Here is a 12,489-nt window from a genome sequence, read left to right as displayed (position 1 = left end):
CTCGTTTCGCGGCCGCCCCTGACTCAGGGGCTCCCTCCACCCGACACGGCACGGCACGGCGCTCTGGTAGCGCCGACCCATGGTCGGCGAGCGCAGCGGGCCGTTGGCGGAAACATTCCGCCGACCATGGGTCGGCGCTACCAAGGCCCCCGCGGACCCGCCCCGCCAACGCAACAGCCCTGCGCCTTTTGCCGTTGCAATTGCCGTTGCTTCGGCAGGTGCCGGGCGCAGCCCGGCAATCAAACACACTCAACCCGACTTGCGTCGGAACAGCATCGCCGAAATACCCAGCATCAAAATCGGCGGCAACGCATACGCCACCCGGTAATCAAACTTCAACGCACCGGCCATCCGCCCGAAGAACAGCTGCAGCAGCCAGAACCCCAAGGCAAACAGGATGCCCAGGAACAAACGCTTGCCCATGCCGCCGCTGCGCAGCGAACCGAACGCGAACGGTACCGCCGCCAGGCACAACGCCAGCACGTTCACCGGATAGAACCAGCGGCTCCAGTAAACATCTTCATAGTCACGCGCATCCAGGCCGTTGCGCTCGCGGTATTCGATGCTGGTGCGCAGGTCAGCCGCGCGCAGGTTGCGCGGCCGTGAGATACCGGTGGCCAGCGCCGCCGCATCCAGTTGCGAATCCCATTTCTCGCTCGGCGCTTCCTCGCGCGTCAGTGAACGCTCGCCGAAAATGTCCCGGCGCACCTGCTTCAGCACCCAACCGGACGCATCGTGTTCGGCGGTGGCGGCATGGGTCAGCGATACGATCTCGCCTTCCGGGCCGATGCGGTACATGCGCACGTCGTGCAGCACCAGGCGCGTGCCACCGCCCTCCACCAGTTGCTCTTCACCACCCTGTGCGTTGAGGAACGTATCGCCCTCGCGGGCCCAGACACCGGCATAGCGGGCGACGGACATGTCACCGCCGCGCTTGGCGCTCATGCGGATGTTGTCGGCACGTTCCTGCCCCCACGGTGCGATCGTTTCGCCGCTGACCACCATTGCGCCGGTCAGCAGCGAAAGCGCGACCGCCACCGACAGGCTCAGGCGACGACGTGACAGGCCCAATGCACGCAGCGCAGTCAGTTCGGAGGTCGCCGCCAGCTGTCCCAGGCCCATCAGCGAGCCGATCACCGCCGCCGTGGGGAAGAAGGTATAGGCGCGGCGTGGCACGGTATACAGCACCCAGGCCGCCGCATGGCCCAGGGTGTATCCGTTCTTGCCGACGTCCTTGAACTCGCCGGAGAACGCCATCACCACGTCCAGTCCCACCAGCACCGCCCAGGTCAGCAGCACGGTGCCGAACACCGCCCGGCCCAGGTAGTAATCGAAACGCATCGGACGCGGAATCATGCGGTCACTCTCTTCGGGCGCGACAGGTGGCCGTCACGCAGGTACATCCAGATCGCCAACGCCAGCAGCGGCAGGGTCAGCCACCACAGGCCGAGCCCATTGGGCACCTTGCCATCGGCAATCCAGCCGGTGCCGATGAACATCAGGTTCATGCCCACCATGTAGGCCAGGAAGGCCAGCATCATCCGGCCGTAGCGCTGCTGGCGAGGCGAGCTGCGCGCCAATGGCACGGTCAGCAGGGCGAAGGCCAACGCGATCAGCGGCGGGGCGATGCGCGAGTGCAGCTGCGCCTTCGCCTCGGGCCGCTCATCGCCGATCAGCTGGCTGGTCGGCAGTAGTTCGGGATCGTTGGACTGGCGGGTCTGCGCACCGTCGGGCATGGCCACGTCGTTGCGCGCGAAGGTCGCCAGCCGGTAGCCCTTGCCGCCGTCGGCGGGGCCTTCGATCTGATGGCCATCGTTGAGCTGCAGGTAGCGGCGGTCCTTGCCTTCGAAGAACAATTTGCCGCTGGCGGCCGATACGACCTCGATCCGGCCCTCGCGGGCACGGTTCATGAACACCCGGCCCAGGCCGGTGCCATCAGGGGAGATGGAAGACAGATAGACCACCCCGCCGTTGGACAGGTTGGTGAAGCGCCCCGCCTCCAGCCCGGCCATCAGCACGCTGCGGTTGGCCTGGTCGATCATCTGCTCACTGGTGCGGTCGGCCCATGGACCCAGCCACAGCGAGCAGGCGCCGATCAGCCCGACCACCGGCAGCACCAGCAGCAGCAAGGGTTTGAGCAGGCGGCGCGGGCCCACGCCAATGGCCGTGATGACCGCCATTTCCGAATCGCGGTACAGCCGGGCGACCGCCAGCAGCAGGCCCAGCATCAGCGCCAACGGCAGGATCAGCGGCATGTAGACGATGAACTGCAGGCCCAGCTGGGAGAACAACAGGCGGGCAGGCAGGCGCCCGTCGGCGATGTTGCCAAGGATATCCACCAGCACGCCGCCCACGCTGACAACCAGCAGGACGATCAGGGTGGCCAGGAAACTCTGGACGAAATCGCCCAATAGATAGCGGTCGAGCTTCAACATGGGCCGTGGTTTAAACTCTCAGGTTCGTTCGCGGGTCCGCCCAGTCTACCGGCTGGACGTAAACGGTCCGCGATTGTACGGATATGCCAACGGAATCTGATCAATGGCCCTGCAATTCACCCTGAACCAAGCGTCGCCGACCTCTGCCGGGGTCGACTGCGTGGTCGTCGGCGCCTTCGCCGATCTTTCCCTGTCGCCCGCCGCGCAGGCGCTGGACGCCGCCAGTGGCGGTCGCCTGGCCGCCCTGGCCCAGCGGGGCGATGTGTCCGGCAAGACCGGCGCCACCGCCCTGCTGCACGACCTGCCGGGCGTCAGCGCCCCGCGCGTGCTGGTGGTGGGACTGGGCGATGCCGCCCGCTTCGGCGTCCCGCAGTACCTCAAGGCCATCGGCGACGCCGTGCGCGCGCTGAAGACCGGCGCCAGCCGCAGCGCGCTGTTCACCCTGGTCGACCTGCCCGTGAAGGACCGCGACGCGGCCTGGGCGATCCGCCAGGCGATCATCGCCGCCGACCACGCCAGCTACCGCTACACCGCCACCTTCGGCAAGAAGAAAGCTGAAGACGCCGGCCTGCAGCAGCTGGCCATCGCCGGCAGTGACGAGCAGGCCCTGCTGCAGGGCCAGGCCATCGCCAGCGGCGTGGAGTTCGCCCGCGAGCTCGGCAACCTGCCGCCGAACTTCTGCAACCCGGCCTACCTGGCCGACGTGGCGGTGAAGTTCGCCGGCGAGCACGACGGCGCCGAAGCGGAGATCCTGGACGAGACGCAGATGGAAGCGCTGGGCATGGGCTCGCTGCTGGCCGTCGCCCGCGGCTCGGCCAACCGTCCGCGGCTGGTGGTGCTGAAGTGGAGCAACGGCGGCGACGCCAAGCCCTACGTGCTGGTCGGCAAGGGCATCACCTTCGATACCGGTGGCGTCAACCTGAAGACCCAGGGCGGCATCGAGGAAATGAAGTACGACATGTGCGGTGGCGCCAACGTCATCGGCACCTTCGTGGCCGCCGTCAAGGCCAAGCTGCCGCTGAACCTGGTGGTGGTGGTGCCGGCGGTTGAAAACGCCATCGACGGCAATGCCTACCGCCCGTCGGATGTCATCACCTCGATGTCCGGCAAGACCATCGAAGTCGGCAACACCGACGCCGAAGGCCGCCTGATCCTGTGCGACGCGCTGACCTATGCGCAGCGCTTCGAGCCGGCCGCGCTGGTCGACGTGGCGACCCTGACCGGCGCCTGCATGGTGGCCCTGGGCCACCAGACCGCCGGCCTGATGACCAAGCACGACGACCTGGCCAGCGAACTGCTGGCCGCCGGCGAGCACGTGTTCGACCGCGCCTGGCGCCTGCCGCTGTGGGACGAATACCAGCCGATGCTGGATTCCAGCTTTGCCGACGTCTACAACATCGGCGGCCGCTGGGCCGGTGCGATCACCGCCGGCTGCTTCCTGGCGCGCTTCACCGAAGGCCAGCGCTGGGCCCACCTGGACATCGCCGGCGTGGCCAGCGACGAAGGCAAGCGCGGCATGGCCACCGGTCGCCCGGTCGGCCTGCTGAGCCAGTGGCTGCTGGACCAGGTCGGCCGCGCCTGATCCACTGTCGCCCTGTGGCCGGCATCCGTGCCGGCCATGACACGACCCGGTTTCGACCAGGTCTTCGCCTGCAACCCGGACCCCGCCATGCCCCGCGCTGATTTCTACCTGATTGCCAAGCCCCGCTTCCTGACCGAGCCGTTGCGCCTGGTCTGCGAGCTGGCGCGCAAGGCCAACGATGCCGGGCTGTTCACCCTGGTGTTGGCGCGTGACCTGGCCCAGGCCGAAGAACTGGACGAGCTGCTGTGGTCCTTCGATGCGGAGGCCTACATCCCGCACCAGATCGCCGGCGAGGACATGGATGAAGAGGAAGCCATGGTGCTGATCGCCGTTCCCGGTGGCGTGGAACCGGCGCGCCCGCTGGTGATCAACCTGCGCGATACGCCCTGGATGGGCGAATGCGAGCGCGTACTGGAAGTCGTCCCGGCCGACCCGGACGCGCGCGAGCCGCTGCGCGAGCGCTGGCGGCAGTACAAAGATGCTGGTTACGATCTGTCCAAGCACGATATGTAAGCGGCGCCGGATGTGCGCTGCCCTTGATGCGCCGACCGATCGCCCTGAATTCCCCCCGAACATCTTCTGGTTGCCCCGCATGACCCGACTCGACTCCAGCTACGACCCGACGTCCTTTGAAACGGACACCTACGATGCCTGGGAAAAGGCTGGCCACTTCAAACCGTCGGGCAAGGGCGAGCCGTACACCATCCTGCTGCCGCCGCCAAACGTGACCGGCACGCTGCATATGGGCCATGCCTTCCAGCAGACCCTGATGGATGCGCTGGTGCGCTACCACCGCATGCGCGGCTACGACACGCTGTGGCAGGTAGGTACCGACCACGCGGGCATCGCCACGGAGATGGTGGTCGGCCGCAACCTGGCGCTGGAAGGCAACGGCGAGACCCGCGACACGCTGGGTCGGGAAGCCTTCATCGGCAAGGTGTGGGAATGGAAGCAGCAGTCCGGTGACACCATCGAACGGCAGATGCGCCGCCTGGGCACGTCGGCCGACTGGTCGCGCAGCACCTTCACCATGGACCCGCAGCCGTCGCAGGCGGTGATCGAGGCCTTCGTGCGCTGGCACGAACAGGGCCTGATCTACCGCGGCCAGCGTCTGGTCAACTGGGATCCGGTGCTGAAGACCGCGATTTCCGACCTGGAAGTGGAGAGCGCAGAGGAAGACGGTTTCCTCTGGTCGATCGCCTACAAGCTCGATGACGGGCTGACCTACGAGCACGTCGAGCGCGATGCCGACGGCGTGGAAACGCTGCGCGAAACCCGCGATTACCTGGTCGTGGCGACCACCCGTCCGGAGACCCTGCTCGGCGATACCGCAGTGATGGTGCATCCGGAAGACGAGCGCTACCTGCACCTGATCGGCCGCAGCGTGACCCTGCCCCTGACCGGCCGCAGCGTGCCGGTGATCGCCGATGACTACGTCGACCGTGCCTTCGGCACCGGCGTGGTCAAGGTCACCCCGGCGCATGATTTCAACGATTACCAGGTAGGCCTGCGCCACAACCTGCCGATGATCAATCTGTTCACCCCGGTGGCGGCGATCAACGACAATGCGCCGGAACGCTTCCGCGGACTGGACCGTTACGACGCGCGCAAGGCCGTGCTGGCCGAACTGGAAGACCTGGCGGTGCTGGTGGAAACCAAGCCGCACAAGCTGCAGGTGCCGCGCGGCGACCGTACCGGCCAGGTGATCGAGCCCTACCTGACCGACCAGTGGTTCGTGAAGATGGACGAACTGGCGCGGCGTGGCCTGGAACTGGTGGAAGGTACCGATGGAAAGCCGGGTGCGATCGGCTTCGTGCCGCCGAACTGGATCAACACCTACCGCCACTGGATGACCAACATCCAGGATTGGTGCATCAGCCGCCAGCTGTGGTGGGGCCATCGCATTCCGGCGTGGTTCGATGAGGCAGGCACCTGCTATGTCGGCCGCGACGAAGCCGAAGTGCGCGCCGCCAACGGGCTGGGCGCAGAGGTGGCACTGACCCAGGAAAGCGACGTGCTGGAGACCTGGTTCTCCTCGCAACTGTGGCCGTTCTCCACGCTGGGCTGGCCGAACGAACAGGCGATGGCCGAGCGCGGCTTCGACCGCTACCTGCCCTCGTCGGTGCTGGTCACTGGCTTCGACATCATTTTCTTCTGGGTCGCCCGGATGATCATGGCCACCGACAACCTGACCGGCAAACTGCCGTTCAAGGACGTGTACTTCACTGGCCTGATCCGCGACGGCCAAGGCCAGAAGATGTCCAAGTCCAAGGGCAACGTGCTGGATCCGCTGGACATCATCGATGGCATTTCCCTCGATGACCTGGTGGCCAAGCGCACCGGTGGGCTGATGCAGCCCCGCGCCGCCGAGAAGATCGAGAAGGCCACCCGCAAGGAATTCCCGGACGGCATCGCCGCGCACGGTGCCGATGCGCTGCGCTTCACCATCGCCGCGCTGGCCACCCACGGCCGTGACATCAAGTTCGACATGAACCGCGCCGAGGGTTACAAGAACTTCTGCAACAAGCTGTGGAACGCCAGCCGCTTCGCGCTGATGAACACCGAAGGCGCTGCGTTCGCCGGCGCGCCCAAGCCGCGTACCGATGCCGAGCGCTGGATCCTCGCGCGCCTGGCGGCCACCACTGCCGAAGCGCAGGGCCACTTCGCCGCCTACCGCTTCGACCTGCTGGCGCAGTGCCTGTACGAGTTCGCCTGGAACGAGTTCTGCGACTGGTTCCTGGAGCTGAGCAAGCCGGCCCTCAACGGCGCCGACGCGGCCGATGCGGACAGCACCCGCCACACCGTGCTGTACGTGCTGGAAGCGCTGCTGCGCCTGCTGCATCCGCTGACCCCGTTCATCACCGAACAGCTGTGGCAGCAGGTTGCACCGCGCCTGGGCATCGGCGGCGATTCGCTGTCGCTGCGTCCCTACCCCAGCGCCGAAGAGTTCGCCGGTGACTACGCCCAGGCCGAAGCGGACGTGGAGTGGCTGAAGGCGGTGATCAGCGCCGTGCGTCGTGTGCGCAGCGAGCTCAACGTGGCCCCGTCCAGACTGGTACCGCTGCGCCTGCAGGCCGGGCTGGAGCAGGACCGGGTGCGCATCGAGCGCTTTGCCGCCTCGCTGTCGTTCCTGCTGAAGCTGGAAACCATCCAGTGGCTGACCGATGGCGAAATCGCGCCGCCGGCTGCTCCGGCGATCGTCGGCGAGCTGAAGCTGCTGGTGCCGCTGGAAGGCCTGGTGGACCTGGATGCAGAGCGCGCGCGCCTGGACAAGGAACTGGCCCGCGTGCAGGGCGAAAAGGAAAAGAGCCAAGCCAAGCTGGCCAAGTTCACCGACAAGGTACCGGCGGCGGTGGTCGAGCAGGAACGCGTGCGCCTGCTCGAATGGACCACCCAGCTGGCCGGCCTGCAGGAACAGCGCGCCAAGCTCTGACGCGCGGCGTGGGTCGTGACGGCCGCTGGCCGTCACATCGGGTGGGTGACGACCATCTGACCTGGTGGGTGACGACCGTTGGTCGTCACGCCGTTGCCCCGCCGTTGCCCCCGCCGAGCATGGCTCGGCGCTACCTGACCGCCACGGTAGTGACGGCCGCTGGCCGTCACATCGGGTGGCTGACGACCATCTGACCTTGTGGGTGACGACCGTTGGTCGTCACGCCGTTGCCCCGCCGTTGCCCCCGCCGAGCGTGGCTCGGCGCTACCTGACCACCGCTACGGTAGTGACGGCCGCTGGGCATCATGTGCCCCCGCTTACAGCGGCGGCATCCGGTCGATGTCGTCGGCCACCAGTTCGATGGCCATCACCAGCGCATCCTCGCGACCGTCGGCAGCGGGGTAATAACGCGGACGACGACCGATCTCGTTGAATCCTTCGCTGTGGTACAGCGACAGCGCCGGCGTATTGGTCGGCCGCACTTCCAGGAACACGCGCTGCACGCCGCGGTCACGCGCCAGCCCCACGATGGCGCGCAGCAACTGCCGCCCGCGTCCACGTGACTGGTTGAGCGGGTCCACGCAGATGTTCAACAGGTGCGCTTCGTCGGCGGCGATGCTCAACAATGCATAGCCGACCAGCAGACCGTCCTCTTCCATCGCCAGGCCCGGATAGCCCGCACGCAGGCAGTCCAGGAAGATGCCACGCGTCCACGGATACGGGTACCCCCGCTCCTCGATCACCATGACCGCATTGAGGTCGCTTTCGCGCAATGCACGCACGCTGGCCTGCACGGGACGGGCCACCGCGCTCATGCGCCGCGCCCTTTCCTGCGCAACGCACGCAGCACGGGCCACAGCGCACGCTTGGCGGCCGGATCGGCGCGCAGCGTGTCCAATGGCCAGCTGTCCATCAAGGCCTGTGTTTCCGGATCATTGGGATTGCAGCCCGAGGCACGCAGCAAGGCGATCTGCAGGCGGTCCGGCAGGCGGACCGATGGCCGCCGTGCAGCGATTGCACGCGGCGCGGCATCGGTGTCGTTCCGCTCCCCGGCATCCGGACGCGGGGCCACCGGCACGCGCGTGGCCACCGGTTCCGGCGCGGTGCGCGGTGCCGGGGGCGCCTGCCGGGCCACTGCCGGGCGCGATGCCACCGGGGCGAGGCTCAGTTCAACCGCGGGAGGCTCGATCGCCTGCGCCGCAGCGGCCGCGGCCTCCAGCTCGGCCGCCAACGCGCCTTCATGCAGCACGCTGTAGCCCATCGCCTGCAGCCAGGCCTGCTGGGCCGGTGTCCACAGGACGGGCAGGTCGGCACTCACGCCGCGTCCGGACGCTTGCGCAGGCGCTGCATGGTCCACATGACCAGCCCGGACAGCGCGTAGATGACGCCTACCGCCAGCAACACGCGCGGCAGGTCGATCACCGCGATGGCGATGCCGATCGGCAGCAGAGCCAACACCAGGAACGGCACGCGGTCGGCACGCGGTCCCTTCGCACCACCGCCCTTGAAACTCCAGAAGCGGATCCGGCTGACCATCAGCAGGGCCGACACCAGGGTGACCCCCAGCGCTACGTAGCGCAGCTGCTCACCGGTCCAGCCGAGGGTGCCATCAGCGAAAGCCCAGACGAAGGACATCATCAGGCCGGCCGCAGCCGGGCTGGCCAGGCCGACGAACCAGCGCTTGTCCACCACCGCCACCTGGGTATTGAAGCGGGCCAGGCGCAGCGCGGCACAGGCCGCGTACAGGAAGGCGACCGCCCAGCCAACGCGGCCCAGCAGCTCACCGTCGTACTTCAGCGAGGACAGGGCCCAGTGGTACATCACCAGCGCCGGCGCCATGCCGAAGCTGACCAGGTCGGCGAGCGAGTCGTACTGCACGCCGAACTCGCTGCTGGTGCCGGTCAGGCGCGCGACCCGGCCGTCCAGCCCGTCCATGACCGCAGCCACGAACACCGCGATGCTGGCGTACACGAAATCACCGTTCGCCGCGGCGATGATCGCGTAGAACCCGGCGAACAGGCCCGCCGTGGTGAACAGGTTGGGAAGCAGGTAAATGGTGCGCGAACGCGGCGGCGGCGGTGTGATGGGATCCATCCCCCGAGTTTAATCGACTTGCCAGCCGACGGCTGCGGTGCTGCAATCACGCTTTCCCGCCGGTCAGGCCTGGAGTCTCCATGCGTACCCTGTTCTGCTTGAGTTTCCTGCTGCTGGCCAGCGGATCGGCGTTTGCCGGTCCGGTTTACAAATGGAAGGACGCCAACGGCGTGACCCAGTATTCGGAGAGCCCGCCGGCCGGCAAGGCCTTTGAAACCCGGCAGCAGACCCGCGACCCGGGCAATCCGCCGGCAGCGGCGGCCACCGACGCCCCGCTTGCCCCGCAGTGCGTCACCGCGCGGGCCAACCTGGCGCTGCTCGATGGCAGCGGTCCGGTCATGCAGGACACCAATGGTGACGGCACGGCCGAAACCGCGCTGGACGACACCCAGCGCGCCAACCAGCGGGCGCTCGCCGAAGCGGCCGCCAAGGCCTACTGCCCGCAGGCCTGAAACCCGCCCGCCGCCCACGACAGGCGCCGGGCTGGCAGAATAACGGCTTCCGCCGTTAGATGATGCCGACGATGCGCCTGTCCCAGTTCCACCTGCACACCACCAAGGAAACCCCCAGCGACGCCGAGCTGACCAGCCACCGGCTGATGCTGCGCGCGGGGATGATCCGCAAGCTCGCCTCCGGCCTGTATATCTGGTCGCCGCTGGGCCTGCGCGTGCTGCGCAAGGTCGAGCGCATCGTCCGCGAGGAAATGGAAAATGCCGGCGCGGTCGAACTGCAGATCCCGACGATCCAGCCGCGCGAGCTGTGGGAAGCCACCGGGCGCTGGGAAAAATTCGGCCCGCAGCTGCTGAAGATCAAGGACCGCAAGGAGCAGGAGTTCTGCTACAGCCCCACCGCCGAAGAAGCGCTGACTGATTTCGCGCGGCAGGAACTGTCCAGCTACAAGCAGCTGCCGGTCAATTTCTTCCAGATCCAGACCAAGTTCCGCGACGAGATCCGGCCGCGCTTCGGGGTGATGCGCGCGCGCGAATTCCTGATGAAGGACGCCTACTCCTTCCACCTGCACGACGAAGACCTGGTCCGCGAATACGAAAACATGAAGGCTGCCTACAGTCGGATCTTCACCCGACTGGGACTGGATTTCCGCATGGTACAGGCCGATTCCGGCGCGATCGGCGGCGACGCCTCGCAGGAATTCCATGTCATCGCCGATTCCGGCGAAGACGCGCTGGTGTTTTCCACCGGCTCGGATTATGCGGCGAACATGGAAGCGGCCGTGGCCGCCGAGCCCGCCGCCCGTGCGGCCGCCGGCGAGGCGATGCGCAAGCTTGAAACCCCGACCCAGAAGACCTGCGAAGAGGTGGCTGCCCTGCTCGGACTGGCACTGCAGCGCACGGTCAAATCGGTCGCGCTGATGGCCGGGGAGACCTTCGTGCTGGCGCTGGTGCGCGGTGACCACGAGGTCAACGAGATCAAGCTGGCCAAGGTGCCCGGCCTGTCCGACCACCGGTTTGCCACCGAGGCGGAAATCAGCGATTACCTCGGCTGCGTGCCCGGATTCCTGGGCCCGGTGGGTCCGGCCAAGGCGATCCGTGTCGTGGCTGACCCGGAGGTCGCCGCACTTGCCGATTTTGTCGTCGGTGCCAATGAGGCAGGTTTCCACCTGGCCGGCGTCAATTGGGGCCGTGACCTGCCGGAACCGGAAATCGCTGATATCCGCAATGTGCAGGCCGGTGACCGCGCCCGCGACGGCGGCGAACTGAAGATTGCCCGCGGCATCGAAGTGGGCCACGTTTTCCAGCTGGGCCGCCAGTATGCGAAGGCACTCAATGCCACCGTGCTTGATGAGAATGGCAAGGCCGCGGTGCTGAGCATGGGCTGCTATGGCATCGGTATTTCGCGCATCGTCGCCGCCGCCATTGAGCAGAACCACGACGAGGTCGGCATCGTCTGGCCCGAGGCAATGGCGCCGTGGCAGGTAGTGGTGTGCGTCATCAACCCCAAGGCAGACGCCGCCGTGTCCGCCGCCGCTACCGAGCTGCTGGAATCGCTGCGTGCCGGTGGGCTGGATGCCGCACTGGACGATCGTGGCCTGCGCCCCGGCGCCATGTTCGCCGACATGGAACTGATCGGCATTCCGCAGCGCGTGGTGGTTTCCGAACGCGGCTTGGCCGCTGGCACTTTCGAATATCGCTCACGCAGCGCGAGCGAGGCCGAAAGCCTGGATCGCGACAGCCTGATGCGCAAACTGCTGGGGTAAAAAGATTGAAAGCCGGGTTAATCCCGGCTTTTCTTTTGCTGTTGGCCCCAAATGTGCTGTTTCCTGTTTGTGCTTGAAGTAAATGCACATTACTCTTGGGCCCGAGCCAAGGACTGGCAGACCCTTTCCATATTGCCTGGAGCACTGCATGAGTATTGATCTGACCGGTCTGTCGGCCCGTGAACTGGGTGCACTGATCCGCACCGCCAAGAAGCAGCAGACCATCGTCGCCAAGCGTCGCCCGATCACCAAGGTCCGCGCCCAGCTGGAGAAGCTGGCCAAGGTCGAGGGCTACAGCATCGAAGAACTGTTCGGCGGCGCACCGGCACCGCGCGCCCGCAAGGCCGCGACCAAGGCACCGTCCAAGACCGCCGGCCGCAAGCTGGGCAAGGTTGCCCCGAAGTACCGCAACCCGGCCAACACCAAGGAAACCTGGACCGGCCGCGGCAAGCAGCCGCGCTGGCTGGCCGAACTGACCAGCAAGGGCAAGAAGGTGGAGGATTACCTGATCAAGAAGGCCTGAAAGCCCTCGCGATCTGAGAAACGCCGGCTGCGAAGCCGGCGTTTTTTTGTGCCCGCAACAGCGTGACGACCAACGGTCGTCACCCACCACAGCACCCTCTTTTATTTCAACGCGGACCGGCAGCCCCCGGAATGTGTCAGGGCGTCGGGCGGGTGGGGTTTGCAGGACGCTGAGCCGCAGGGATGCGGCGATGCAGCCTACAAGGAC

10 protein-coding genes and 1 pseudogene are annotated in these 12,489 nt (G+C 66.8%); 6 read left to right on the top strand and 5 right to left on the bottom strand.

What is annotated here, in order from left to right; all coding sequences use genetic code 11:
- Positions 1-249: 249 nt before the first annotated feature.
- Together lptG and lptF are read right to left on the bottom strand one after the other, a co-directional pair.
- Positions 250-1,356 carry an LPS export ABC transporter permease LptG gene (gene lptG / locus ACI2JH_RS11670; protein WP_101100296.1) on the bottom strand — a complete coding sequence of 369 codons (1,107 nt, stop codon included), beginning with the start codon at positions 1,354-1,356 and terminating at the stop codon, positions 250-252.
- A complete protein-coding gene (lptF, locus tag ACI2JH_RS11665) occupies positions 1,353-2,435 on the bottom strand; it encodes an LPS export ABC transporter permease LptF (RefSeq protein WP_042615077.1) in 1,083 nt (360 codons plus the stop codon). The genes lptG and lptF overlap by 4 nt, the downstream gene beginning before the upstream one ends.
- A 103-nt stretch (positions 2,436-2,538) precedes the next feature.
- Here lptF and ACI2JH_RS11660 point away from each other — a divergent pair, with 103 nt between their 5' ends.
- From ACI2JH_RS11660 to ACI2JH_RS11650, 3 genes are all read left to right on the top strand, one after another.
- Complete coding sequence (locus ACI2JH_RS11660) at positions 2,539-4,017, top strand: leucyl aminopeptidase (protein ID WP_404736259.1); 1,479 nt, start codon at positions 2,539-2,541, stop codon at positions 4,015-4,017.
- A gap of 87 nt (positions 4,018-4,104) precedes the next feature.
- Positions 4,105-4,530, top strand: a complete 426-nt coding sequence (locus ACI2JH_RS11655; RefSeq protein WP_101100359.1) for a DNA polymerase III subunit chi — start codon at positions 4,105-4,107, stop codon at positions 4,528-4,530.
- Positions 4,531-4,609: 79 nt separating this feature from the next.
- Complete coding sequence (locus ACI2JH_RS11650) at positions 4,610-7,450, top strand: valine--tRNA ligase (RefSeq protein ID WP_404736258.1); 2,841 nt, start codon at positions 4,610-4,612, stop codon at positions 7,448-7,450.
- A gap of 317 nt (positions 7,451-7,767) precedes the next feature.
- Here ACI2JH_RS11650 and rimI read toward each other — a convergent pair whose 3' ends face one another.
- From rimI to pssA, 3 genes are read right to left on the bottom strand one after another with little or no spacing between them, the layout of a single operon-like run.
- Positions 7,768-8,265 carry a ribosomal protein S18-alanine N-acetyltransferase gene (gene rimI, locus ACI2JH_RS11645; RefSeq protein WP_349998890.1) on the bottom strand — a complete coding sequence of 166 codons (498 nt, stop codon included), beginning with the start codon at positions 8,263-8,265 and terminating at the stop codon, positions 7,768-7,770.
- A complete protein-coding gene (locus ACI2JH_RS11640; protein WP_404736257.1) occupies positions 8,262-8,768 on the bottom strand; it encodes a hypothetical protein in 507 nt (168 codons plus the stop codon). Before ACI2JH_RS11640 ends, rimI begins: the two co-directional genes overlap by 4 nt.
- On the bottom strand, positions 8,765-9,544 hold the full coding sequence (gene pssA / locus ACI2JH_RS11635; RefSeq protein WP_101100291.1) for a CDP-diacylglycerol--serine O-phosphatidyltransferase: 780 nt from the start codon (positions 9,542-9,544) through the stop codon (positions 8,765-8,767). Before pssA ends, ACI2JH_RS11640 begins: the two co-directional genes overlap by 4 nt.
- 80 nt (positions 9,545-9,624) lie before the next feature.
- Here pssA and ACI2JH_RS11630 point away from each other — a divergent pair, with 80 nt between their 5' ends.
- From ACI2JH_RS11630 to ACI2JH_RS11620, 3 genes and pseudogenes are all read left to right on the top strand, one after another.
- Complete coding sequence (locus ACI2JH_RS11630; protein ID WP_042615516.1) at positions 9,625-9,996, top strand: DUF4124 domain-containing protein; 372 nt, start codon at positions 9,625-9,627, stop codon at positions 9,994-9,996.
- A 71-nt stretch (positions 9,997-10,067) separates the two neighbouring features.
- The gene (locus ACI2JH_RS11625; RefSeq protein ID WP_404736256.1) at positions 10,068-11,759 is read left to right on the top strand and encodes a proline--tRNA ligase; all 1,692 of its coding nucleotides are present in this window, start codon (positions 10,068-10,070) and stop codon (positions 11,757-11,759) included.
- Between the two features lie 148 nt (positions 11,760-11,907).
- Positions 11,908-12,276, top strand: a pseudogene (locus ACI2JH_RS11620) (H-NS family nucleoid-associated regulatory protein); the annotation flags it as partial.
- Between the last annotated feature and the right edge of the window lie 213 nt (positions 12,277-12,489).

Origin of the sequence: Stenotrophomonas sp. NPDC078853 (assembly GCF_044901215.1) — a bacterium.
GTDB lineage: Bacteria > Pseudomonadota > Gammaproteobacteria > Xanthomonadales > Xanthomonadaceae > Stenotrophomonas > Stenotrophomonas lacuserhaii.
This window is presented reverse-complemented; position numbering and strand designations above follow the sequence as displayed.

Excerpts from the sequence above, each read along its gene's own strand:
- lptG (WP_101100296.1), bottom strand. The coding sequence starts at position 1,356 with ATGATTCCGCGTCCGATGCGTTTCGATTACTACCTGGGCCGGGCGGTG.
- lptF (WP_042615077.1), bottom strand. The coding sequence starts at position 2,435 with ATGTTGAAGCTCGACCGCTATCTATTGGGCGATTTCGTCCAGAGTTTC.
- ACI2JH_RS11660 (WP_404736259.1), top strand. The coding sequence starts at position 2,539 with ATGGCCCTGCAATTCACCCTGAACCAAGCGTCGCCGACCTCTGCCGGG.
- ACI2JH_RS11655 (WP_101100359.1), top strand. The coding sequence starts at position 4,105 with ATGCCCCGCGCTGATTTCTACCTGATTGCCAAGCCCCGCTTCCTGACC.
- ACI2JH_RS11650 (WP_404736258.1), top strand. The coding sequence starts at position 4,610 with ATGACCCGACTCGACTCCAGCTACGACCCGACGTCCTTTGAAACGGAC.
- rimI (WP_349998890.1), bottom strand. The coding sequence starts at position 8,265 with ATGAGCGCGGTGGCCCGTCCCGTGCAGGCCAGCGTGCGTGCATTGCGC.
- pssA (WP_101100291.1), bottom strand. The coding sequence starts at position 9,544 with ATGGATCCCATCACACCGCCGCCGCCGCGTTCGCGCACCATTTACCTG.
- ACI2JH_RS11630 (WP_042615516.1), top strand. The coding sequence starts at position 9,625 with ATGCGTACCCTGTTCTGCTTGAGTTTCCTGCTGCTGGCCAGCGGATCG.
- ACI2JH_RS11625 (WP_404736256.1), top strand. The coding sequence starts at position 10,068 with ATGCGCCTGTCCCAGTTCCACCTGCACACCACCAAGGAAACCCCCAGC.